The sequence below is a fragment of the Paraburkholderia megapolitana genome, from assembly GCF_007556815.1.
In the GTDB taxonomy this organism is placed as follows: Bacteria; Pseudomonadota; Gammaproteobacteria; order Burkholderiales; family Burkholderiaceae; genus Paraburkholderia; species Paraburkholderia megapolitana.
On record NZ_CP041743.1, the window covers coordinates 745,936 to 771,647 of the forward strand.

Consider the following 25,712-nt stretch of genomic DNA (forward strand, 5'->3'; position numbering starts at 1 on the left):
GCTACTTCTTCTGCTGCAGGAGTGTCTTCAATTCCTCGACGTTTTCCTCGACGCGCTTCGCGATCACCGCATACGACTCCGCCTGCGACTTGTAAGCCGCCTGCGCGAGCTGCTGCATGTCGGCGAGTGCCTTGTGCAGCGACTGCTGGACGAGTTCGGCGGTCTGCGCCGAGGGCGTGGCGCCTGCAGCGGACACCTTGGTCGCGAGCGATTGCAGTTCGCCCAGCGTGCTGCGCAACATCTCGGCCTGTTTCTGTGCCAGCGACTGCATGCCTTGCAGCGCAGTCTGATTGGCCGTCACCAGCGCTTCGACGTCCTTGCGGCGCGCCTCCATGATGGCGGGCACATCGAAGCCCGGCAGCTTGAACTGCTCGAGCAGCTTGAAGACGTCTCCAAACGGATTGGCCGGGTTCGGTTGTTCCATGCTCGATGCTCCTTGGCGTGTGCGCATGGCCTGCGCAATGGGCGCGCGCTGCCCGGGCGGCAGCGCGCCACACGATCATGCCCGTTACTGCCGTATTACGCCAGCAAACGATATTGGCGTCGTGATGTGCGAGTTGCTGCACCGCAGCTGACAGGTGCGTACGCACGACCAGACGCCGCAGGTGCGCAGCATGGGGAATTGCCTTGCGGTCGGGGCTTGTGGGTTTCGGAGGCGGGAGCGCTGTTCGCTGTTACCGACTGCTCACGCGAATGCAGGCTTCGTCACCATCAGGAAATAGACGACCACCATCGCGATGAACGCCGGATAACCAAGCCGCTCCCATAACTTCGCATATCGCCAGTACCGCGGCGGCAGCGTGGTTTCTCCAGCAGACACGGCCACCTGTGCCATCCGCGCGAGGTCGACCTGCAACCACACGACAGGCAGCCAGCAAACACCGGCGAGCGCATAAAGCGCAATCGAAGTAGCAAGCCACGGCGTGCTCCACGGCCAGCCTGCGCTATGTGCAAGCCATATACCCGAGAGCGGCTGAAAGATGACGGCAGGCGTGGTGAACCACCAGTCGGCGCGTACGACGAGTCGCGACACCGCTGCGATCGCCACGACCGATCGCGTACGGTTGATGAAGTACAGATAGAACGCAGTACCGAACCCCGTGCCGACCAGCAGTACCGAGGAAAGAATATGCAGCGTCTTGACGACGAGATAGAGGTTCATGATCTTGTCTCTTCGTTGAAGAGTACGCACAGGACAGCGAGGATCGGCAGATTCTTCAGCAGCGGTCCAAACGGATGAATCAGCATCTCCGGCAACGCGATTGCAACGACGATCGAGTACGCGCTCACGAGCAGGAACTGACTCGCCCATAAGCGACGGCCCGGTTTGCAGAGCGTGGCGAAACCCATTGCGGCATCGAGTGCTGCTGAACCGTATAACGCTGCATTTGCCACCGCCCCATCGAGGCCCGCGCGATGAAGCATCGCCAGGCTGTCAGCGTGTGGATAGAGAAACGCACTGACGAAGGCGGTCCAGAGCCAGACCGCGGCCAGTGCAATGCGCAACCATGCGGAGCGCCATGAGGACAACGCTTCGTTACGCAAAGCCGCCCCGTCCGCGCCGATGAAATCGGCGATGCCTTTAGGTGGATGGCCAAGCACGGCGGTCGTTTCAGCGGCGTCGGCGGTATTGCCTGACTGCAGCATGTGCCAGGTATCGCGTGTCAGCATGGCGCCGGGAACGCGGTCGCATAACCACGCAGCGGCATCGACTGCGAAGCGCGGCACGCCGATTCGATACGCCGGCGCAAACCGCATCGACGCCCGGTAAATGGACAGCATCTCGCGGTATTCGATCTGCGTTGCGCCGGCGACATCGATACACCGATGATCCAGCGACGCAGCGGGCGCGCGCAGCAGACGAGCCACGACGTCCGCGAGATCGTCGATATGCACCGGCGATACGCGTTGACGGCCACCGGCGGGCAGCGCATGCACCGGCATGCTCGCCAGCATGCGGAAAAACGCCGCGGATTTTCCGTCTCGCCCATATACGAGCGCCGGTCGAACTACATATGCATCAATCGGCAAATCGAGCAGGTACTCGTCGGCCGCGCACTTGCTGTCGAAGTAGGCCGTGTCGCGCCGCTGCGCGCCAAGTGCCGAGATCTGGATCACCTGACGCACGCCCGCTGCGACGCATGCCGAGAACAGCGCACACGGTGCGCGGCGATGGATCGCATCGAAGGTCTGCGCGCCGCGTTCGACGAGAATGCCCACCGCGTTGACGACGACATCGATCCCTGCGAGCTTCACGCGCCATGGCTCGTGATCGATGTCCGTCGAATAGTCGGCAGAAAGTTCGTCGGGACCCGACGCGTGTCGCCGCCCTCTGATCACGCGATGCCCTTCGCGCTCGATCCGCTCGCACAGCGCACGACCGATGAACCCGTCCGCCCCGCACACCAGTACCTTCATGACGTGCTCCACGCTTCGCTTATCTACAGCAATTTCTGTATAAACAGAAACAACCGGCTCAAAAAAAAGCGGGCATCGCCCGCTTCGTCCGATTTACGGTTTCTTCCGTCGCATCGTTTGACTGATCTTCGCTCCCACGCCCAGCGTCCGCATCAACGTTTCGGGTTTCAGACGTAGCATTTCGTCGGACCACGTCGTCAAGGTTTCGAGGAACACAAGCGTGTCGCGAATGCGTTGCTCCGTTTCCCTCTCCTCTTTGCTCATGTCCGTGCTCAACAGACTTTCGCGCAACATGCTCAGCGTCGGGTCGAGTTCGCGCTGACGGCGTCCTTCGACGATCAGTTTGAACAGTTCCCAGACATCGGTGGAGGTTTCGAAGTGGTCACGCCGGTCGCCCATGACGTGCACGACACGCGCGAGGCGCCACCCCTGCAACTCTTTCAGGCTCGTGCTCACGTTGGAGCGAGCAACGCCCAGCGTGTCAGCAATTTCATCCGCAGCGACGGGACGCCCAAGCAGATACAGCAGCGCATGAATCTGCGCGACGGTACGGTTGACGCCCCACCGGGAGCCCATTTCGCCCCAGTGCAGGATGAATCGTTCAGCGATCGGTGTGAGTTCCATGGTCGAAGTTTATGGTTTTCTTATATTTCTGTCAATACAGAAATTTCTGTTGACTGGCTGCGATTGCGAGGCATCTAATGATTGCAACGACAAGACCCGGGGATCGAGATCATGCAAGCGCCAAGACTCACACTCTACTTCGATGGCAACTGTCCGTTTTGCGTCGCGGAAATGCGGCGACTAAGAAGCTGGGACCATGCGGGGCGGCTCGGTTTCGTCGACATTGCGCAAGAGGATTTCGACGCCGCCACATGCGGCGTCGATCTCGCCGAACTGAATCGCGAGTTGTATAGCTGGACGGACACAGGCGCGTGCCTGATCGGCATCGACAGCATGATCGCGGCTTACACGCTGGTCGGTCGCGGCTGGATCGTGCTGCCGTTGCGCATTGTCGTGACGAGACAGCTCTGCAAGCTGTTGTATCGCCTGTTCGCGCGCAACAGGCGGCGCATCTCCCGGTGGCTCGGCTATACGTCCGCTACCGTCTGCGACGGCACGAGCTGTCGTCTCGACACTAATCCGTTTTTCAAATGAGCGGCAGCGCCGTAGCGTGACACCGGATCATTTCGCAGTTGCGACAGCATCCGCATCGCCTTGCACGCGAGGGCCTTCACCGGGACGAACCTGCAGCATGGCAAACACGCCCACCGCGGTGGCAACCGATGTGGCGATAAACATCGACGAGTAACCATAGCGCGCCGACAGGATGCCTGCGAGCGTAGGAGCCAGCACCGCTGCAATGTTGGCGATGAAATGCATGATGCCGCTGAAGGTGCCGACGCGCGAAGGTGCGGTGTCGATCACCACGGCCCAGTAGACGGAGTTCGGCAGCGCGTTCAAGGCATTGCCCAAGGTCATCAGCGCAATGACGGCCCACACGCTATGCGCCTGTGACACCGCCAGGAAGCACAGCGTTGTCAGCAGCAGCGAGCCCGCCGCAAACCAGCTTCTCGCAATAACGAGCTTGCCCGTGCGCTTGAGCAGCCAGTCGGAGATGCGGCCGCCCAGCAATACCGTGAAGCACGCACCCACCCACGGAATCATCCCGACATACCAGAGCGACGAGAGCGTGAAGTTGAACTCGTCATGCAGGTACTTCGGGGTCCACGTCAGCAACATGAAGTTGACGTAAATAAACGCGAAGTATCCGATCGCGTTGAACATCAGCGTCCGGCTTTTGAAGAACGCCCACCACGGCAACGTCGCATTCGCGCTTGCCGCATTCGGCGCTGCGTCGCGTTCGGCCCGGATCAGCGCGAGTTCCGCGGCATTGACCTTCGGATGATCTTCGGGACGATTGGCATACACGCGCGAAAACAGGGCGATCAGCACAAGGCCCAGCACACCGAGCACCACGTACATGGTGCGCCAGCTACCGGTCAGCAGGATCAGTCCGACGGCCACCGGAGCCGTGAGCAACGCACCCAGCGGCGTGCTCAACAGGCCGATCGACACCGCGAACCCGCGCTCCGACGGCGCTGCCCACGCTGACATGGTCTTGTTGATGATCGAGTAGGCCGGCCCTTCGGAGAAACCGAAGAAGATGCGCACCAGCGCGAATCCACTCAACGCCGAGCCGCCAAAAACCGCGAGGCCGATGTCGCCGGCCCAGACCATGCAGATGGCAAACAACGACCACGCTATGCCAGCGATCATCCAGACCCGCTTCGCGCCGAGCCGGTCCGCCAGCGCGCCGCCAATCAGCGCACCGAACATATAGCCGTAGCCGAAATAGCCCATCACCGCACCCCAGCCGGCGCGATCGAAACCGTACTCACCGATGATCTGCCCGGCCGCATACGCGATCGCGCCGCGGTCGATGTAGTTGATCAGAGCAATGACGACGATCAGGAAGAAGATCGTGAAGCGATATCGACTTGGCGGCGGGACATGCATGAAGCGACTCCGTAACGACTTAAGCGTGTTGAGCGGATTGAAGGAACCGGCAATGGGTTTGCCTACTGTATATGCACTATATATAATGCACAATGTATACTTTAACGCTACGGGAAAACCATATGACGCGCCCACTGGTTGCGATCGCCTCCCTCGGGGGCACTATCAGCATGACGCCATCGGATGCCGCCGGCGGCGTCGTCCCCAGGCTGGACGCTGCCCAACTGGTTGCAGCCGTGCCAGGGCTGGGCGCGCTCGCCGAACTCTCCACGGAGTCGCTTTCCCAGCTGCCGAGCGCTTCGCTAGGCACCGAACAGCTGCTGGCATGCCTCGCGTGGGCTGCGGAGAAGATCGCTGGAGGCGCGCGGGGCGTCGTCCTGACGCAAGGCACCGACACCATCGAAGAGACCGCGTTTTTTCTCGATCTGTACTGGCGACACCCCGAGCCGCTGGTCATTACAGGCGCGATGCGCACGCCGCTGTCGGCGGGGGCCGATGGGCCGGCCAATCTGCTGGCCGCCGTACAGGTAGCAATGGATGACGAAAGCCGTGGGCGCGGCGTGCTGGTGGTCATGAACGACACCGTGCACAGGGCGCGGTGGGTCTGCAAATCGGATTCCCTGGCGGTCCAGACCTTCGTGTCGCCAGACGGCGGGCCGGCGGGACGTGTCGTCGAAGGTCGGCCTGAGTATTTTCATGCGCAGGGCCACAGGCTGTTGGCCCCTTCACCCACGCGAACGTTTCCGAAAGTGGCGATCATTCCTGCAATGCTCGGTGACGACGGCGATCTAGCCTCGGCCGCACTCGATCTCGGCTATGAAGCCATCGTGGTTTCCGCGTTTGGCGCCGGGCACGTGTCCTTCGGCTTCGCCGAGCAGATCGAGCGCGTGGCGAAAACGGTGCCGGTGGTAATCGCGAGTCGCACCGGCTCCGGCGCCACTGCATCCCGGACCTATGGTTTCGCAGGCTCCGAAGTCGATCTGGCGCGACGCGGCGCCATCCTCGCGAAGTGGCTCCATCCGTTGAAGGCACGGCTGCTGCTGGGCGCACTGCTGGCTGCCCAGACACCGCGCGAGCAGATCCCGGAGGCGTTCGCGAGGTGGAGTACACTGCCTCGCCACTCGTCCATCAACCCACAGCCACAGCCTTGAAAACTCCGTCGAACGCCCCGCCCAGAGTGCATGCCGCGCCGTCACGCCGGCTCACCGCGTATCAGTTTGCGGTGCAGACCTTGCGCGCAGACATCCTGCAAGGCCGGATGACGGCGGGCGAGCGTCTGCGTCAGGACGACCTGGCGAAGCGCCTGGAGATGAGTACGACGCCGGTACGAGAGGCATTGCGTACGTTGATCTCGGAGGGGCTGGTGTTTTTCGACGCGCACCGGGGCGCGGTGGTGCGCGGACTGACGCTCGACGACGTGCAGGAAATCTACCGGCTCAGGAAGGTGCTGGAGTCGATGATGGTCGACGAAGCGATGCAGAGCATTACCGCGGAAGATATCGCACAGGCCGAGGCGCTCCACGAAGAGATGCTGCAGACGCAGGACGTCACGCGCTGGACCGAGTTGAATCTGGAGTTTCACGCGGCGCTCTGGGCGTCCCAGGCGCACAGCAGGTTGGCCCACCTCGTCAAGGCACTGCGCGACGCGGCGGCCCCCTATATCACGCTGTCGCTCTATATGAGCCCGGAGCACATCGCGCACAGCAACGCCGAGCACGAGGACATCCTGGCCCAGTACAAAAAGCGCGACGCCGAAGTGGCCAAAGCCCAGACCATCCTTCATCTGAACGACACGCTCGAAACAATCGTGCGGGCGATCGACAGCGCCGAAGTTGTGGACGGCGGCGGCGCATAGCCGTCCTCGCGAAATCGACCCGACGCGGCCAGGCGCCCGCACAACCCACCCTTCGATACGCATCGAAACATCCGGCCGCTCCGCTACTCCACACTAGGAGTTCAACCATGAACCCATGGAGAACTTCCTGTGCCTGCCCATACCGACGCAGCAATCCGCCGTATTTACGAACAGTGGCACCAGACGGTGGTGACACGCGACCTCGAAGGTCTGATCGCGTTATACGCCGACCACGCGATACTCGAAACACCGCTGATCCTGGTCACTCTGCCGAACCATAACGAAGGCATCCTGCGAGGCAAGCCGGCGATCCATGCATTTTTCGAAGCGGGCTTACGCAAGCTGTCGGGCGACCTCGGCCGGTGGTTCCGAACCGACACGTTCTTCTCGAACGACACACGCGTCACGTGGGAATATCCACGCGATACACCGCACGGCGATCAGGTCGATCTCGTCGAAGTGATGGACGTGGCAGACGGGTTGATTACCCATCACCGCGTCTACTGGGGATGGGTCGGTTTCAAGTCGCTCGTCGCCGCGATGGATCGGTTGCACGTATAACTAGAAAGAAGTCCCGATCTGAAACTGGAACTTCTGGTACTGGTCGCCGGCGTGCTTCACGATCGGCAGAGCGAAGTCCAGCTTGAGCGGACCGATCGGCGAAATCCATTCGAGACCCACGCCATAGCTGTAACGCAAGCCGTTTGCGCCCACGCTGTTGCCTTCGGTACCCCAGACATTGCCGGCATCCGTGAACGTGAACACGCGCAACGTACGGTCGTAGCCGGTGCCCGGCAGCGGGAAGGTCAGTTCAACGTTGGCGACCACCATCTTCGAACCGCCGATCGGGTCGCCGGTCGTGGCATCGCGCGGACCCAGCGAGCCTGGCTCGTAGCCGCGCACCGAACCGATCCCACCCGCAAAGTAATTCTTGAAGATGGGGAACGGTTCGCCGCTGAGGCCGTTGCCGTAACCGCCCTGGAAATTGAGCCCCAGCACGAAGCCACGCGAAAACGAGTAGTAATACTGCGACTGCAGGTCCGTCTTGTAGTACTTGGTGGTGGCGATCGGTGTGCCGTATTCCGCGTTGAACTGCGTGAAGTAGCCCCTGCTCGGTACCAGCGCACTATCGCGGTTATCGCGCGACCAGCCGACGGTGATCGGCACGTTGTTCGACACGCGGCCGAAACTGTTCACGTAGTCGATATAGCTTTGCGGTGTACTCGAATCGACGTCCAGCCGGTTCTGCTCGAGCCCCGTCCCGAAGTACACCGTGTCGGATTCCGAGAACGGTACGCCGAACTTCAGGTCGCCGCCCAGCGTCACGATGCGAAAGCTCGTGTCGCTGACGTTCGAGTAATAGAGCGGATAGGTAGTACGGTAATAGACGTCGGTAATGCGCTTGATGCCGTCTATCGTGAAGTACGGGTCGACCTGCGTGACGCTCAGCGTGCGACCGGTCGACGATGTGTTCACGTTGAGCGAAAGCGTCGTGCCCGAGCCGAACACGTTGTCCTGCGTGACGCCCGCAGAAATGATCGGCCCTTCGCCGGACCCGTAGCCGAGCCCGAGCGTGATCGAGCCGGTCGGCTTCTCGGTGACCTTCACGTCCACATCGACCTGGTCGGTCGAGCCTTCCACCGGTACTGTCGTCACATCCACGTCGGTAAAGTAGCCGAGACGGTTGATCCGGTCCTTCGACAGCGCAAGCCGCCCCGAATCGAACCACGCACTCTCGAACTGGCGCATCTCGCGGCGGATGACCTCGTCGCGCGTGCGCGTATTGCCTTCGATATTCACGCGCCGCACATACACTCGCTTGCTCGGATCGACTTGCAGTATCAGCGCGACCTTGTGATGCTCCTGGTCGATATCGGGTACCGCGTTCACCGTGGCGAACGCATAACCGTACTCGCCCAGCTTGTCGACGATCGTCTTCGTTACAGCCTTCAGCTTGTCCGCCGAAAACCGCTCGCCCGGCTTGATCTTGATCAGCTTCGTGAGTTCCGCCTCGCGGTCCAGCAGGTTGCCGCCCAGCTTGATGCTCGAAATCGTATACGGCTCGCCTTCGTGCAGCGTCACCGTCAGGTACATGTCCTTCTTGTCCGGCGAGAGAGACACCTGCGTCGAGTCGATGTTGAACTCGAGATAGCCGCGATTCAGGTAGTACGAGCGAACGTTTTCAAGGTCGCCAGTGAGCTTTTCCTTCGAGTACAGATCGTTCTTCGTGTACCACGAGAACCAGTTCGGCGTGGACAACTGCATCTCGTCACGCAGCGTGTCCTCGCTGAACACCTTGTTGCCGATAAAGTTGACCTGGCGAATCTTCGCGTTCGGTCCTTCGATCACCGAGAACAACAGCCCCACACGGTTGCGGTCGATCGGTGTGACCGTGGTCGTGACTTCGGCAGCGTAGTAACCGCGCGTCAGATACTGGCGCTTCAGTTCCTGCTCGGCCTTGTCGACGAGCGCCTTGTCGTAATACCGGCCCTGCGACAGGCCGACCGAGTGCAGCGCCTTGGTCAGGTTGTCCTTGTCGAATTCGTGGATGCCGGAGAAGTCGATCGTGCCGATCGCAGGACGTTCCTGCACCTGCACGACTACGACGTCGCCGTCCGCCTCGATCTTGACGTCGTTGAAGAAGCCCGTCGTGTAGAGCGCGCGGATCGCTTCGGAAGCCTTGTCGTCGTTGAATGTGTCGCCCTGCTTGATCGGCAGGTACGAGAACACGGTCCCTGCTTCGAGTCGATGCAGCCCTTCGATACGGATGTCGCGAACGACGAACGGCTCGATGGCGTAAGCCGGCAGCGCGAGCGTACTCACGCCGATCAAGGTCAATGCCGAGGCGCAGCGCGCCGAAAATTTCTCAAACGTCATGCAGGAGTGTGGAGGAGGTTACGACGCAAACACGAAGACGAAGGACGTCCCCGTGGGCACTGCGGCTCACGCCGCGCTTGCACGACGGTGCGCATCGCTACTGCATCCGGACGCCGGCAGGTTTTCGTGGCTGACTCAGCCCAGTGGTCATCGCCAGTACTTCAGTCATATGTGCGGCCTGCGTGCGATGCATGCGAAACGACAGTTCGGCACCGCCGGGCAAACGGAACGACAGCACCAGATGCCGGTCGCTGCGCACATCGCCGGCCACCTGCCATGCTTCGCAGGGCATCGCGAACTTCAGGCTCTGCTGGTGCTGACGAATCCGCTCGGAGCGCGCAATCGCATTGGCCAGCGCGGCCAGCAGTTCATGCATGACCGAGCAATGCAGTGCGATGCAATCGGGCTGGTTGCTCCTCAACATCAGGTACTGACCGTCTGCGGTAATTTCGAAACCGTTGAGGGAGTCGATGGCGAGTGCGACTTGCGATGACATGAGGACACTCCGGGTTCGATGCCGAAATGCGAATGTAGGCAATCGCAGCGTGTCGATGTTTACCTACGGATTACTGATTTTTTCTTTCAACCCGGTGAGGTTTTCATCGCTGCATCGACGGTTCGTTACGGTGCCTTACCGAGGCCATCGTCATGAACAGGACGCACAGGGCGTAGATGTCCGGTGGCTAATGTTTCGTCGTGAATCCGTCGAGTAGTTGCAGGAAACAACTGGTAAGAACCTGCGCAATCTGCGCGACGGATGAACAACGATCATTGCGAATCTGCTGTGCGCAGCGAACGTTCGTGCCTCGATTCGTGCGTTTTTTCGGCGGTGATGGTGTGTCGTGAACACGACAGTACGAAGGGACGTTTCTGCTGCGTCGAATGATCGGACACTGAATTCGTGTATCGGCGCGACAACATCGCGAACAGAACGACGCTGGCAGATTCGTCAGGCCCCTGATAGAATCCTTACGTGGGCGCCAGTCCACTTTGTTTTTTCCGCACCACTTTCCGGCTTCAATCACTTCATCTCAACGTTTTAGGGAGGCGTCAAATGCAAATTATGTCTAGCGCTCACCCAAACGTGCCTGCGCGACACCTTTAGGTCGTCGTCCGCCTGGGCGACACACCGCCCACGCTACTTCCAGACAGTCTGTTTTCCGTTTCACCAGCAAAGCCTGGTCTGTTTCGACTGTCGGTTTCTATTTCTCTTGATGGGATAGCCCTCCTGGCGCACCGCGTCATCGGCTATGGAACATGACTAACAAAAAACTCGATCTTGGTGGACAGGCGTTCAAGAACGTCCTGGGTTTCACTTTCCTTCACTGGCGCAGACAGCCCGCGCGCATCGCCGCCGTTGCCGGGCTCGCGCTGCTGGCGGCGATCGCCGACGTACTGACGCCGCTCTTCGCCGGGCGGCTCGTCGACGCGCTGGCCAGCGGCGTATCGAGCAAGGCGCTCGCGTGGCAGGCCGCGATCTCGGCGTTCACCACACTGGTCGTGCTCGGTGTGGCCGGCACCGTGCTGCGTCAGTTCACCTTCCAGAACATCATCGCGTTGACGCTGAGGATGATGAGCGAGATTGCCGCCAACGCGTTTCATCGCGTGCAGCGCTTCTCCACCGACTGGCACGCCAACAGCTTCGCCGGTTCGACCGTGCGCAAGATCACGCGCGGCATGTGGGCACTCGATCTGCTGAACGACACGCTGCTGGTGGCGCTGCTGCCGTCGGTGGTTATGCTGGTCGGCGCAACCGTGTTGCTGGGCGTGCACTGGCCGGTGATGGGCGTCGTCGTGGGTCTCGGCTCCGTGCTGTATATCGCGGTGACGGTCACCCTGTCGGTCGGCTTTGTCGCGCCGGCTGCCCGCCTCGGCAACGCGTGGGACACGCGCATGGGCGGCGCACTGGCCGATGCGGTGAGCTGCAACGCGGTGGTCAAGGCGTTCGGCGCGGAAACCCGCGAGGAAACGCGCCTCGCCCGTGTGATCGCCAAGTGGAACAAGCGCACGCGGCGTACGTGGATTCGCGGCACGCTCAACGGCGGTGTACAGGGCGCCATGCTGGTGCTGATGCAGGCAGCAATGCTCGGCGCGGCGCTAATGCTGTGGGCCAAAGACAAGGCGAGCGTCGGCGACATCACGTTTGCGCTGACGATGTTCTTCATGCTGCAAGGCTATCTGCGCGAAGTCGGCATGCACGTACGCAACCTGCAGCGCTCGGTCAACGACATGGAAGAACTCGTGTCGCTCGAACGCGAACCGCTCGGTATCGAAGACAAACCCGGCGCGCGCAAGATTGCGATCGACAAGGGCGAGATCCGCTTCGAGCACGTCACGTTCCGCTACGGCGCGCAAGCGACGCCGCTCTATGCCGATTTCTCGGTGCGCGTCGCGCCGGGCGAGCGCATCGGGCTGGTCGGCCACTCGGGCTCCGGCAAGACGACGTTCATCAAGCTGATCCAGCGGCTGTACGACATCGACGAAGGCCGCATCACGATCGATGGGCAGAACATCGCCGACGTGCAGCAGGCTTCGTTGCGTGCGCAACTGGCGATCGTCCAGCAGGAACCGGTGCTGTTCCACCGGTCGCTGGCGGAGAACATCGCGTATGCACGGCCGGGCGCGAGCCAGGCGGAGATCGAGCGGGCCGCCCGCCAGGCGAGCGCGCACGAGTTCATCGCCGCACTGCCGCAGGGCTATGACACGCTGGTCGGAGAGCGCGGCGTCAAGCTGTCGGGCGGCGAGCGTCAGCGGGTCGCGATCGCGCGGGCGTTCCTCGCGGATGCGCCGGTGCTGATTCTCGACGAAGCAACGTCGAGCCTCGACAGCGAAAGCGAGGTGTTGATCCAGCAGGCGATGGAACGGCTGATGGTGGGCCGCACCACGCTGGTCGTGGCGCACCGGCTGTCCACGGTACGCGCGCTGGACCGGCTGCTCGTGATGGATCGCGGCCGGATTATCGAGGAAGGCAGCCACGACAGACTGATCCGCATCGAGAACGGCCTGTACCGGCGGCTCTTCGAACGCCAGGCGCTGGAGCTGACGAAAGGTCTTGTCGATGGAGCCGACGTGTCGGCGCCGAAACGCGCCACGCGAGAAGCGGATCTGCTGACCGGAGAGTAAGCACAGCACAAGCTTGCAGCAAAAAAGCAGGGGCGACGCATGCAAATGCGCCGCCCCTGTTTCACATCCACATCTCTGGCGATACCCCGCCAGCTTTAGAACTTCCACCACAAGCTGCCGATAATCGCGTTGTCATGGTACCCGCCACCATACTGACCGCTATACGACAACCCGAGCGTGATGTTGTGGAAGATGTTCGCATCGACGCCCACTTCGGCCACCGCGGCATCGCGGGCAATCGGCACACCGGCCACCTGGAAGCCCGTCCCGCCGCCGACAAACGCCAGGTTCGCACCCGGCTGCACGTTGCCGATCGCGTGACGCCAGCCGGCCATCACGTGTCCGCTGAACCACTGCTGCGGGCTCGAACCAAACCGCGTCGACAGGCGCAGACCCAAGGTCGAGAAGCCGATGTTCTGCGAACTGGAGTTGGCCTGCAGTGCGGCCGCGCCGCCGTCTTCGCTGAAGCCGTTGGTATGCAGGTTCTCGAACGCGATAGCGGCGAACGGTTCGACCGCGATGCGTTCCCACAACGGGATCTTGTAGCCGACCTCGCCGAAGATCTGCGCGAGTCCCGCGTCGTAGCTCGAGCTATCGTGGTCCGTGAAGCCGCTGAAGTTCTGGTAGCGGTCCGTCTTGATGTCGTTCCACGAATACGACGTACCCAACCGCACGCCGAGCGGACCGTACTCCGCGCCGCCGTACAGCGCGACGTGGTAGCTGTCGATCCCAGCGGACGAGCTCAGGCTATTGTCGAGCGAGCTATGCGACACCCCGCCCGCCACACCGACGCGCCAGTGGTTGTTGATCGACATGTCCGCACCGCCGATGAACCCCGTTGTGGTCTGGTCGATACCCGACACGTTGCTGTTGCCGTTCAGCTTGCCATCCGAGCCGAACGCCCGCGCCCACACAACCGGCCGGTAGAGACGATTGTCGTAGCAGGCGTCGCGCGTGCCGCGGTGACCCGGGTTCGGATCATCGAACTGATTCCTCGGCAGCACACCTTGCGCGAGACTGCTATCGCACATCGCCTGTCCTGTCGATCCGGTCGACGCGAGCGGCCCTTCGGTCGGCGCCATACTGTCTTGCAGCCGGTCCATCACAGCATCGCGCAGATAGTGACCGTCGAGCAGCAGCGCGGTCTTCGTGCTTGCATACAGCTCGCCATCGAGCGTGTTGAACGCTTGACGCGCCGTCGGCGCATCAGACGAGAACAGCGCCTGGAACACCGCGTTGGTCGCCGGCAGATTGCCGGCCGCGATGGCGACGGCGCGCTGGTTCGGCGTCACCGCAACCTGCTGGAACAGCACGCCGTTCGGCACCAGCGAGAGGAACACCGCGGTCGGGCTGTAGCTGAGCGTCGGCGTCAGGAACGCGAGGTTCGACGTCACGCCGGCGAAGGTACCGTTCACGCCCTGGTTCGCGCTCAGGATCTGATACTTGCTCGACGGCGCGTATTTGCCCTGACCGGCCAGCACCTGCACATCGCCGCCGCTCAGCGTCGCGGTGCCGGTTGCGTCCACCGCTCCGCTCTGCTGCTGGGCGTTGGCAGGTACGCTGAATATCGAACCCGACGCAAACGACACGTTGCCCGCTACGTTCAGTGTTTGTCCAGGCGACGGTGCCGCCGCGGTACCGCCGCTGCCCACCGTCAGGCTACCGACCGTCCCGGTACCCGTCACCGTCGCGCCGTTCTGCACGGTCACCGCCGAGTTCGCCACCGAGCCCGTCACCGCGAGCGTGCCCGCCGAAACCGTGGTCGGACCGCTGTAGGTGTTCGTGCCGGCAAGCGTCAACGTATCGCCGCCCTGCTTGATGACCGCTCCAGTGCCCGCCAGCACGCCGCCGTAGTTGCCGCCGTTCACTGTCAGGTTGCCCGAGCCGAGATTCAACGTACCGCCTGTCGTGCCGTTCAACGAAGGCAGTGTCAGGTTCGTGTTGTTCCCGTTCAACGTGCCGCCGTTCAACGTCAGACCGCCGGTGCCCAGCGCGTTGGCGCTACCCAGCGTCAGCGTGCCGTTGTTGAGCGTGGTGCCGCCTGCGAACGTGTTGTTGCCGGTCAGTGTCAGGTCCGCGCCACCATTCTTGACGAGACTGCCGGTGCCCGACACGGTGCCTGACAGCGTCAGATCCTGACTACCGCCGATCGTCGCCGCCGAGCCCAGGTTCAGCGCGTTGCCGAGGTTCAGCGCCGTGGTGGAATCGAGCGTTGCCGGTGCGCTTACCGTGATGGCTCCGCTACCGAGCGACTGGTTGTTGCCGAGCACTGTCGTACCGCCCGCGAGCGTCGTACCTCCGGTGTAGGTGTTCGGGCCGGTCAACGTCTGCGTGCCCGGACCATCCTTGATGAGGCCACCCGTGCCCGCGATCGTGCCGCTAAAGGTACCGTTCGAACCGCCACCGAGCGTGAGCGAATTGCCGCCCAGCGTCACGTTCGTACCCGCTCCGCCGGTCAGCGAACCGACTGTCGGTGTGCCGGTCGCGCCGGTTACATCGAGCGTCGTGCCCGGGTTCGCGAGGTTCACGTTGGTGCCGGTCGACAGCGTGCCCGCACCGCTCAGCGCGAGGGTGCCGTTGTTGACCGTCGTCGGTCCGGTGAAGGTGCTCGCGCCTGTCAGCGTCTGCGTGCCCGTGCCTTGCTTGACGATACCGCCCGTGCCCGTGATGCCACCGCCGAAGGTCTGGTTGGTGCCGTCGCCGAAGGTCAGGTTGTTCGCGCCGAGAGCAACGGTGCCTGCCGTACCGGACAACGTGCCGAGCGTCGTACCGCCGCCCGTCGCTGCGCTGATATCGAAGGTGCCGGTGCCGCCGAGCGTCACGCCGCTACCCGCGGCAAGACTGCCGCCTGCGCCGATCGCAAGCGTGCCGCCGTCGATCGTCGTACCGCCGGTGAACGTATTCGCGCCCGTCAGTGTTTGCGTGCCGGCACCGTTCTTGAGGATGCCGCCCGTGCCCGCGATCACGCCGCCGAAGTTGCCGCTTGCGCCGCCACCGAGCGTCAGCGTATTGCCGCCCAGCGTCACGTTAGCTCCCGCGACACCGGACAGCGCACCGACCGTCGGCGTGCTGCCGGCAGTCACACCGGTGATATCGAGCGACGTACCGGCACTGGCGAGATTCACGTTCGTTCCCGCCGACAACGTGCCCGCACCGGTCAGTGCGATGGTGCCGTCGTTGATCGTCGTGTTGCCGGTGAAGGTGCTCGCACCTGTCAGCGTCTGCGTGCCGCCGCCGTTCTTCGTGATACCGCCCGTGCCCGTGATAGCGCCGCCGAAGGTCTGGTTCGTAGCATCGCCGAACGCCAGCGTATTACCGCCGAGACCGATGGTGCTACCCGCAACACCGGACAGCGCACCGATCGTTTGCGGCGTAGTCGCACCGCCGATGTTAAAGGCACCTGTAGCGCCGAGCGTGACCGCACCGGTCGACAGCAGGCTGCCGCCCGCGCCGATCGCGAGCGTGCCATCACCGACCGTCGTGCCGCCTGTGAACGTATTCGCGCCCGTCAACGTTTCGGTGCCGGTCCCGCTCTTCGTAATGCCACCGCTGCCCGTGATAGCGCCGCCGAAGGTCTGGTTGCTGCCGTCGCCGAACGTCAACGGGTTCGCACCGAGTGCCAGCGTACCGGCGGTGCCGGAGAGCGCGCCGATGATTTGCGGGCCAGCGGCCGCGCTCAGGTCGAGCGTGGCGCCCGTGCCGGCGAGTGTCACAGCGCCGCCAGCCGCAAGACTGCCACCCGCACCGATGGCGAGCGTACCGTTGCCGACCGTCGTGCCGCCGGTGTAGGTATTCGCGCCGGTCAGCGTTTCCGTGCCGGTGCCCTGCTTGACGATGCCGCCCGTACCGCCGATCGTGCCGGCGAACGTCCCGTTCCCCGAACCGCCGAGCGTCAGGTTATTAGCACCAAGCGCCACCGTGCTGCCCAGCGCGCCGGTCAGCGTACCGATCGTCGGCGTACCGCCGGCGGTGACGCCGCTGATGTCGAGCGACGTGCCGGCATTCGCGAGATTGACGCCGGTGCCCGCGGACAGCGAACCCGAACCAGCCAACGCCAGCGTGCCCGCATTGACCGTTGCGCCGCCGGTGAAGGTACTCGTGCCCGTCAGCGTTTCAGTACCGGTACCTTGTTTGACGATCCCACCGGTGCCCGTGATGCCGCCGCCGAAGGTCTGGTTCGTCGCATCGCCGAAGGTCAGGTTGTTCGCGCCGAGGGCAACGGTACCCGCCGTACCCGACAGCGCACCGATGATCTGCGGCGTAGTCGCGCCACTGATATCGAAGCTTGCTCCAGTACCGCCCAGCGTCACCGCACCGGTCGCCGCGAGGCTACCGCCCGCGCCGATCGCGAGTGTGCCGCTGTTGACCGTCGTGCCACCGGTGTAGGTGTTCGCACCGGTCAGCGTTTCCTTGCCGGTGCCCTGCATCGTCAGGCCGCCCGTGCCCGCGATCGTGCCGCCGAAGATCTGGCTCGTCGCATCGCCGATCGACAGGTTGTTCGCACCGAGTGTCACCGTGCCGCCCGTGCCGTTCAGTGCGCCGATGGTCTGGTTACCCGTCGCCGCGCTGATATCGAAGCCCGTGCCGATGCCACCGAGCGTCACGCCGCCGGTTGCCGCGAGGCTGCCACCGGCACCAAGCGCAAGCGTGCCGCCGTTGATCGTCGTACCGCCGGTGTAGGTGTTCGCGCCTGTCAGCGTTTCCGTGCCGGTGCCGACCTTGACGAGACTACCCGTGCCCGCAACCGCGCCGCTAAACGTGCCGTTGTTCGCATCGCCGACCTGCAGCGCGTTGGAACCGAGATTCACCGTGCCGCCGCCGGTCAGCGTACCGAACACCTGCTGACCGTTGCCGGCCGACAGATCGAAGGTTGCGCCGGTCGCTACGTCCACGATGCCGCTCGCCGCCAGACTCGCATTCGCACCGAGCGCGAGCGTGCCCTGGTTGATGTTCGTGCCGCCCGTGTAGGTGTTGGTGCCGTTCAAGGTCAGCGTCGCGCTGCCGTCCTTGGTCAGGCTACCGGTACCGGACAGCGAGCCGTTCAACGTCAGGTTGTTCGTGCCCAGAACCGTCAGCCCGGCGTTCAGCAGGATGTCGTTGCCGAGCGTCGTCGCGGTGCTGCTGTCCAGTGTCGAGTTGCCGCCTACCGTCAACGCGCCGGTACCGAGCGCCGTATTGCTGCCGACGACCAGGCCACCCGCGTTCAGCACCGTCCCACCGCTATACGTATTGTTGCCGGTCAGCGTTTCGACGCCGCTGCCCTGCTTCACGAGGCCGCCCGTGCCACTGACGTTGCTCGCGAGCGTCTGGTTCGTCGAGTCGCCGAAACTCAGCGACTTCGTACCGAGGTTCACCGTCGAGCCCGCCGCACCCGACAGCGCACCGACCGTCTGGTTGCCCGTCGATCCGCTGATGTCGAGACCCGCGCCCGCACCGCCGGCCAGATTCACTGCACTGCCCGCCGCGAGACTGCCGCCACCGCTGATCGCGAGCGTGCCCTGGTTGATCGTCGTCGGACCGGTGTAGGTATTCGCGCCGGTCAGTGTCTGCGTGCCGGTGCCGTTCTTGGTAATGCCGCCCGTGCCGCCGATCGTGCCGCTAAACAGGCCGGCCGACGTGCCGCCCATGTTCAGCGTGTTCGCGCCGAGCGTCACGATGCTGCCCAGTGCGCCGTTCAACGCGCCGATCGTCGGAGCGGCAGTTGCACCACTGATGTCGAGCGTCGCACCGAGGTTCGCCAGGTTGACGTCGGTACCCGCCGACAGCGAGCCCGTGCCCGACAACGCCAGCGTGCCGGCATTGACCGTTGCGCCACCGGTGAACGTGCTGGCACCGGTCAGCGTTTCGATGCCGGTACCGCTCTTGATGATGCCGCCGCTACCGGTGATGCTGCCGCCGAACGTCTGGTTGGTCGCGTCGCCGAAGGTCAGGTTGTTCGCCCCGAGCGCAACGGTACCCGCCGTACCCGACAGCGCGCCGATGATCTGCGGTGTAGTCGCGCCGCTGATGTCGAAGCTTCCGCCGCCCAGCGTCACCGCACCGGTCGCCGCGAGGCTGCCGCCTGCGCCGATCGCGAGCGTGCCGCTGTTGATCGTCGTGCCGCCGGTGAAGGTGTTCGGGCCGGTCAGCGTTTCCTTGCCGCTGCCCGCCATCACGAGGCCACCCGCGCCTGCAATCGCGCCGCCGAAGATCTGGCTCGTGGCATCGCCGATCGTCAGGTTGTTCGCGCCGAGCGTCACGGTGCTGCCTGCTACGCCATTTAGTGCGCCGATCGTTTGGTTGCCGGTCGCTGTGCTGATGTCGAAGCCCGCGCCGAGACCACCAAGCGTCACGCCGCCGGTTGCCGCGAGGCTGCCGCCCGGGCCGATCGCGAGCGTGCCCGCGTTGATCGTCGTACCGCCTGTGAACGTATTCGCGCCGGTCAGCGTTTCAGTGCCTGTGCCGACCTTGAGGAGACTGCCTGTGCCTGCAATAGCGCCGCTAAACGTCCCGTTGGTCGCAGAGCCGAGTGTCAGCCCATTGGCACCCAGATTCACGGTACCGTTGCCGATCAGCGTGCCGAATACCTGCTGACCGTTGCCGGCCGACAGATCGAAGGTCGCGCCGGTCGCGAGGTTCACGGTACCGCCCGCGGACAGACTCGCACTGGCACCGAGCGCCAGCGTGCCCGAGTTGATGTTGGTGCCACCGGTGTAAGTATTCGTGCCGCCCAATGTCAGCACCCCGGTGCCGCCCATGGTCAGCCCGCCGATGCCGGACAGTGTGCCGTTCAACGTCAAGTTGTTGGTGCCCTGTACGGTCAGCCCGGCGTTGAGGACGATGGCATTACCGAGCGTCGTCGCGGCAGTACTGGCCAGCGTCGCCGCACCGCCTACCGTCAGCGCGCCGGTACCGAGCGCCGTGTTGTTGCCGACGTTGAGACCGCCCGCGTTCAGGTTGAAGCCGCCGGTGAACGTATTCGCGCCGGTCAGGGTCGCTACACCCGCGCCCTGCTTGGTGACGCTACCCGTGCCGCCGATAATGCCGCCGAACGCCGTGCTCGCGCCATCGCCGAAGGTCAGGTTGTTCGCGCCGAGCGCGAGGTTACCTGCCGCGCCGGACAGCGCGCCGATCGTCACGGGACCGGTTGCTGCGCTGAGGTCGAACGTTGCGCCCGCGCCTCCCAGACTCACGGCGCCCGTTGCTGCCAGCGAACCGCCCGCGCCGATCGCAAGCGTGCCGTTGCCGATCGTCGTACCGCCCGTGAACGTGTTCGCGCCGGTCAGCGTTTGCGTCAGCGGTTGCGTGGCGTTGCCATTCACGTTGAGACCACCGGTGCCGCTGATCACGCCACCGAAGGTCTCGCTCCCCGAGCCGCCGAGGTTCAGCGTGTTCGCGCCGAGCGTCACGGCGGTGCCCGCCAGGCCGTCCAGCGCGCCGATGGTCGGCGTACCGGTAGCAGCGGTGATGTCGAACGTGGTACCGGGGCTCAGGAGATTGACGGTCGTGCCCGCGGACAGCGAGCCCGCACCCGACAATGCCAGCGTGCCGGCGTTGATCGCCGCGTTGGCCAACGTGCTTGCACCGGTCAGCGTTTCGATGCCCGCACCGTTCTTGATGATGGCGCCCGAGCCCGTGAAGCTGCCGCCGAAGGTCTGGTTGCTGGCGTCACCGAAGGTCAGTTCCTTCGCGCCCAGTGAGACCGTACCCGCCGTACCCGACAACGCACCGATGGTCAGGCCGCTGAACCCACTGCCGCTAATGTCGAGGCTCGCTCCCGCACCGCCCAACGTCACCGCGCCGGTTGCCGCAAGCGCGCCAGCTCCACTGAGCGCGAGCGTGCCGTTGTTGATGTTGGTGCCGCCGCTAAAGGTATTCGCGGCCGTCAGCGTCACTGCGCCGGCGCCGTTCTTCACGAGGTTGCCCGCACCGCTGATCACGCCGCCGAGGCTCAGCGCATTGCTGCCGCCCAGCGTCAGCGCATTGCCCGGAGCACCGAGGTTGATGTTGTTGCCGATCGACAGACCGCCGACGTTCGTATCGAGTGTCGCCGAGCCGCCGAGCGTCAAGCCGCCCGTTCCGAGCGCCGCGTTTGCGCCTAGTGTGAGACCGCCGGCATTCAGCGTTACACCGCCGCTAAACGTATTCGCACCGTTCAGCGTTTCCGTGCCGGTGCCCTGCTTGACGAGCCCACCCGCGCCGGCAATCGTGCCGCCGAAGGTCTGGTTCGAGCCGTCGCCGAAGGTCAGGTTGTTCGCACCGAGCGCCACGTTGCCCGCTGCGCCGATCAGCGCGCCGATCGTTTGCGGACCCGTCGCTGCGCTGAGGTCGAAGGTTGCGCCCGCACCGCCCAGATTCACCGAGCCCGTCGCAGCGAGACTGCCTCCCGCGCCGAGCGCAAGCGTGCCGCCGGCACCGATCGTCGTACCGCCTGTGAACGTATTCGCACCGGTCAGCGTTTGCGTGCCGGTGCCAGTCAGGTTAAGACCGCCGGTACCGCCGATCACACCGCCGAAAATTCCACCGCCCGTGCCGCCGAGATTCAGCGTGTTCGCACCAAGCGCGACCGTGGTCCCCGCGAGACCGGAGAGCGCGCCGATGGTCTGCGCACCCGTCGCCGCGCTGATGTCGAAGCCCGCACCCGCGCCGCTGAGATTAACCGAGCCACCCGCCGCCAGGCTGCCGCCTGCGCCGAGCGCGAGCGTGCCGGCACCGATCGTCAAACCGCCAGTGAACGTGTTCGCGCCGGTCAGCGTTTCCGTACCGGTACCGAGCTTGGTGACGCCGCCCGTACCTGTGATCGCGCCGCCGAAGGACAGGCTGCCCGCACCGCCGAAGCTCAGGTTGTTTCCGCCGAGTGCCAGCGTACCGCCGATGCCAGACAGCGCACCGATGACTTGCGGGCCGCTCGCTGCGCTCAGGTCGAGCGTCGCGCCCGCACCGCCGAGCGTGACTGCGCCGCCCGCGGCAAGACTGCCGCCCGCGCCGAGTGCCAGCGTCCCGGCGTTGACCGTCGTGCCGCCAGTGAATGTGTTCGCACCGGTCAGCGTTTGCGTGCCGGTGCCCGCCATCACGAGACCGCCGGTACCGCCGATCGTGCCGCCGAAGCTGCTGCTTCCGGTGGTGCCCAGCGTCAGCGAGTTAGCACCCAGCGTTACCGCACCGCCCGTGCCGGCCAGTGAGCCGATCGTCTGATTGCCCGTCGCTCCGCTGATATCGAAGCCCGTGCCGAGGCCGCCGAGCGTCACGGCGCCGGTTGCCGCGAGGCTACCGCCCGCGCCGAGCGCCAGTGTGCCGGCGCTGATCGTCGTACCACCGGTGAACGTGTTCGCGCCGGTCAGCGTTTCGATACCGGCGCCGACCTTGAGAAGGCCACCGGTACCGCCCACCGAGCCGCTAAACGTTCCGTTGAGCGCAGAACCAAGCGTCAGGGAATTCGAACCCAGATTCACGTTACCGTTGCCGACCAGCGTGCCGAACACCTGCTGGCCGTTACCGGCCGACAGATCGAAGGTCGCACCGGTTGCGAGGTTCACGGTACCGGTCGCCGCCAGACTCGCGTTGGCGCCGAGCGCCACCGTGCCCGAGTTGATGTTGGTGCCGCCCGTGTAGGTGTTCGCGCCGTTCAGTGTCAACGCGCCCGTGCCGTTCATCGTCAGCCCACCGATGCCGGACAGTACGCCGTTCAGCGTGACTGCATTGGCACCCGTCACGGTCAGTCCGGCGTTCAGTACCACGTTGTTGCCGAGCGTCGCCGCGCCGGTGCTGGACAGTGTCGCCGCGCCGCCGACGGTGAACGTGCCGGTACCGAGCGCGGCGCTGCCGCCGATCGACAGACCGCCCGCGTTCAGGTTGAAGCCGCCGCTAAACGTATTCGCGCCACTCAGCGTCGCCGTGCCGCTGCCCTGCTTGGTGAGCCCACCCGTACCGCCGATCACGCCCCCGAACGACGTGTTCGTGCCATCGCCGAAGGTCAGGTTGTTCGCGCCGAGCGAGAGGGTGCCGCCTGTGCCGGACAACGCGCCAATTGTCAGCGGGCCGGTCGCTGCACTGATGTCGAAGCCCGCATTCGCGCCCGTCAGATTCACACCGCCGGTGACCGCCAGCGAACCGCCTGCGCCAAGCGCGAGCGTGCCGTTACCGCTAATGGTCGTGCCGCCGGTGAAGGTGTTTGCGCCGCTCAGCGTGAGCGTACCGGTACCGCCCAGGTTGATGCCACCCGTACCGCCGATCGCGCCCGCGAAGATACCGCTCGTCGCGCTACCCAGATTCAGCGTGTTCGCGCCGAGCGTCACGGTGCTGCCCACCACACCGGTCAACGCACCGATCGCCGCAGTGCCGGTGGCACCGCTGATGTTGAGACCGGTGCCGAGACCGGCCAGATTGACATCGGCGGACAACGAGCCCGCACCCGACAGTGCCAGCGTGCCGGCATTGATCGTCGCGGCGCCGGTGAAGGTGTTCGCGCCCGAGAAGGTCTGCGTGCCCGTGCCGTTCTTGGTGATGCCGCCTGTGCCACTGATGCTGCCGCCGAAGGTCTGAGCCGTCGCGTTGCCGAAGGTCAGGTTGTTGGCGCCGAGCTTCAACGCGCTGCCTGCGAGACCGGAAAGCGCGCCGATGGTCTGCGCGCCCGTGGCCCCAGTGAGGTCGAACACTGCGCCCCCCGCGCCGAGCGTCACCGAGCCGGTTGCGGCGAGGCTGCCGCCTGCGCCGATCGCGAGTGTGCCAGCGTTGATCGTCGTGCCGCCGGTGTAGGTGTTCGCGCCGGTCAACGTTTGCGTGTCGGTGCCTGCCATCGTGAGACCGCCGGTACCGGAGATCACACCACCGAAGTTGGCGTCCGCGAATCCGGACAGCGTCAGGTTGTGCGCACCGAGCGTCACGCCGGTGCCCGCGGCACCGGTCAGCGTGCCGATTACCGGGACGCCGGTGGCGCCGCTCACGTCGAGCGTTGCACCGGTGTTACCGAGAACCAGATTGGTACCGCCCGACAGCGTACCCGCACCGGACAGTGCCAGCGTGCCGCCGTTGATCGTTGCTGTGCCGGTGAAGTTGCTTGCGCCGGTGAATGTCTGAATACCGGTGCCGTTCTTGGTGATACCGCCCGTACCCGTAATCGCACCACCGAAGGTCTGCGCAGTCCCATCGCCGAACGTCAGGTTATTCGCGCCGAGCGTGACCGTGCCACCCGTGCCCGACAGCTCGCCGATGGTCTGTGCGCCGGTCGCGGCGCTGATATCGAAGCCCGCGGTCGCACCGCCCAGCGTCACGTTGGTGCTCGCCAGCAGGCTGCCGGCTGCGCCGAGCGCGAGCGTGCCGGCATTGATCGCGAGACCGCCGCCAAAGGTATTCGCGCCGCCCAGCGTCACAGTCGCCGTGCCGATTTTCGTGAGCCCGCCCGCGCCGCCGATGATGCCGTTCAGACCGAGCGCGTTGCTGCCGCCAAGCGTTAGCGTGTTGCCCGTACCGATGCTGATCCCAGTGCCGACAGACAGACCGGCGACACTCGCATCGAGCGTTGCCGAGCCGGTCACGTTCAATGCGCCGTTGCCCAGTGCTGTGGCCGTACCGAGCAGCAGCGAGCCGCCGCCCAGGGTCGTGCCGCCGCTAAACGTGTTCAGGCCACCTAGTGTGAGACCGCCGGTGACATTCGAGATCAATGCGCCGGTGCCGCTCAGAATGCCGCCCAGCGTGAAGGCACTCGTCCCTCCTGCCGTCAAGCCGCCGGCACCCAGCGTGAATGCATTGGCAAGACTAATTCCGGCAAGCGAGGACTGCAGCCCGCCCCCGTTGCTGGTAACCAGTCCGGTGCCAAGCCCTGCGCCGCTGTTGATAATCGCCACACCGCCGAGCGTCGCATTCGACACCGTCGATGCGCCGGTCAACGTCCACGTGCCGCCGCTGAGATTCAGGTTCTGGAAATTGAGGAAGTTCGTATTGGTGATCGCGCCGGTCGTGGAGCTGCCGGCGCCCTGCTGCAGGGTGATCGTGTTGTTGGTGCCGACGCCGGCATCGACGGTGTTTGTTGCCGCGAAGGACAGCGTGCCACCCGTCAGTCCCGTGACCGGGAGCACAGCTCCGGTGCCGGCGTTGGTAGAAAACGTCGAACCTGTGTTAGCGATAAACTGGTTGTTACCGCCCCCGCCGAGCGACACGCTGCCATTAAGCGTCCCAGAGTTGGTGAACGTGTTGCCGCCCGCGGAGCCCTGAAAAGCAACGCGGCCATTGATAGTGCCGCCGACAGCATTGTTGAAGGTCACCTGCCCGCCGCCGTACACACCGACCACAGGCGCGTCGCCGGTTCCGAGCACGGCGCCGAGGATACTCGCCGCACTGATGGTGCCGCTGTTGGTAATGTTCGTTGTGCCGGTGGCAGCGGTCTGCACCGCTAGCGCCAACCCGGTCACACCGCTAAAGTTCAGGCTCAGCGCCCCAGACGTCCCCCTCATTAAGCCGCCGCTGGCGTTGGTGACCGACACGCTGGTAGCTGCCGCATTGCCGATAATCGCGCCGCTCGCCAGTACACCGCCTATCCCGAGAAACGAAGGATCGATCGTGCCCGCGTTGACCAACGTCACGTTGCTGCCGGTCAGCGTCATCGCAGTGCCAACTCCAAGCAGTGTGTCCACAGTAGCGCCCGCGTCGACGTTGACTGTGACGGGGCTGGAGCTGTTTGTATAGGCCGCCGACGGGATGCCAGTCGAGCATTCCACAGTCGTGGTGCCGGTACACGTTGCCTGTGCCGTCCCAATGCCAGCGCTCAGCAGCGCCAGAAAAACACCTGTAAAAGGGACAATTGTTTGCCGATCGCGGCTGCGTTTTTGGCCGGTAGTTTTCACTATTTTCTTCCCCCAGAAACCTGAATTGGACATTACTCAAAGACCGCAAATCAGATTAAAACGGCAATATGAAACACTCACCGTGGTTCAGATCGAACCGG

The 25,712-nt window shown here is 64.2% G+C and carries 13 protein-coding genes; 5 read left to right on the forward strand and 8 right to left on the reverse strand.

What is annotated here, in order from left to right:
* Window position 1 precedes the first annotated feature (1 nt).
* The 4 genes from FNZ07_RS03195 to FNZ07_RS03210 all read right to left on the reverse strand — a co-directional run bounded on the left by FNZ07_RS03195 (window position 2) and on the right by FNZ07_RS03210 (window position 3,042).
* The gene (locus FNZ07_RS03195; RefSeq protein ID WP_091008372.1) at window positions 2-424 is read right to left on the reverse strand and encodes a phasin family protein; all 423 of its coding nucleotides are present in this window, start codon (window positions 422-424) and stop codon (window positions 2-4) included.
* 261 nt (window positions 425-685) lie between these two features.
* A complete protein-coding gene (locus FNZ07_RS03200; protein WP_091008374.1) occupies window positions 686-1,162 on the reverse strand; it encodes a DUF2269 family protein in 477 nt (158 codons plus the stop codon).
* Window positions 1,159-2,418 (reverse strand): SDR family oxidoreductase, encoded by a 1,260-nt coding sequence (locus FNZ07_RS03205; protein WP_091008377.1) that lies wholly within the window; start codon window positions 2,416-2,418, stop codon window positions 1,159-1,161. The genes FNZ07_RS03200 and FNZ07_RS03205 overlap by 4 nt, the downstream gene beginning before the upstream one ends.
* A 93-nt stretch (window positions 2,419-2,511) precedes the next feature.
* Complete coding sequence (locus FNZ07_RS03210) at window positions 2,512-3,042, reverse strand: GbsR/MarR family transcriptional regulator (protein WP_091008380.1); 531 nt, start codon at window positions 3,040-3,042, stop codon at window positions 2,512-2,514.
* A gap of 111 nt (window positions 3,043-3,153) precedes the next feature.
* Between FNZ07_RS03210 and FNZ07_RS03215 the strand changes: the two genes are divergently transcribed.
* A complete protein-coding gene (locus FNZ07_RS03215; protein ID WP_091008382.1) occupies window positions 3,154-3,576 on the forward strand; it encodes a thiol-disulfide oxidoreductase DCC family protein in 423 nt (140 codons plus the stop codon).
* A gap of 27 nt (window positions 3,577-3,603) precedes the next feature.
* Here the strand turns inward: FNZ07_RS03215 and FNZ07_RS03220 are convergent, their stop codons facing one another.
* Entirely contained in the window at window positions 3,604-4,938 is a 1,335-nt protein-coding gene (locus tag FNZ07_RS03220; RefSeq protein ID WP_091008384.1) for an MFS transporter, read from the reverse strand.
* Between the two features lie 122 nt (window positions 4,939-5,060).
* Between FNZ07_RS03220 and FNZ07_RS03225 the strand changes: the two genes are divergently transcribed.
* The 3 genes from FNZ07_RS03225 to FNZ07_RS03235 all read left to right on the forward strand — a co-directional run bounded on the left by FNZ07_RS03225 (window position 5,061) and on the right by FNZ07_RS03235 (window position 7,354).
* A complete protein-coding gene (locus tag FNZ07_RS03225) occupies window positions 5,061-6,089 on the forward strand; it encodes an asparaginase (protein WP_091008387.1) in 1,029 nt (342 codons plus the stop codon).
* A gap of 26 nt (window positions 6,090-6,115) precedes the next feature.
* On the forward strand, window positions 6,116-6,793 hold the full coding sequence (locus tag FNZ07_RS03230; protein WP_143098022.1) for a GntR family transcriptional regulator: 678 nt from the start codon (window positions 6,116-6,118) through the stop codon (window positions 6,791-6,793).
* Between the two features lie 129 nt (window positions 6,794-6,922).
* Window positions 6,923-7,354, forward strand: coding sequence for a nuclear transport factor 2 family protein (locus FNZ07_RS03235; RefSeq protein ID WP_091008396.1), 432 nt, complete (start codon window positions 6,923-6,925; stop codon window positions 7,352-7,354).
* Here FNZ07_RS03235 and bamA read toward each other — a convergent pair whose 3' ends face one another.
* Together bamA and FNZ07_RS03245 are read right to left on the reverse strand one after the other, a co-directional pair.
* A complete protein-coding gene (gene bamA / locus FNZ07_RS03240; protein ID WP_091008399.1) occupies window positions 7,355-9,670 on the reverse strand; it encodes an outer membrane protein assembly factor BamA in 2,316 nt (771 codons plus the stop codon).
* Between the two features lie 97 nt (window positions 9,671-9,767).
* A complete protein-coding gene (locus tag FNZ07_RS03245; RefSeq protein ID WP_091008402.1) occupies window positions 9,768-10,166 on the reverse strand; it encodes a hypothetical protein in 399 nt (132 codons plus the stop codon).
* A 761-nt stretch (window positions 10,167-10,927) separates the two neighbouring features.
* On the opposite strand from FNZ07_RS03245, the gene FNZ07_RS03250 reads away from it, so the two are divergent.
* Entirely contained in the window at window positions 10,928-12,793 is a 1,866-nt protein-coding gene (locus tag FNZ07_RS03250; RefSeq protein WP_091008404.1) for an ABC transporter ATP-binding protein, read from the forward strand.
* 95 nt (window positions 12,794-12,888) lie between these two features.
* Here FNZ07_RS03250 and FNZ07_RS03255 read toward each other — a convergent pair whose 3' ends face one another.
* A complete protein-coding gene (locus tag FNZ07_RS03255) occupies window positions 12,889-25,401 on the reverse strand; it encodes an autotransporter-associated beta strand repeat-containing protein (protein WP_322788628.1) in 12,513 nt (4,170 codons plus the stop codon).
* Window positions 25,402-25,712 lie beyond the last annotated feature (311 nt).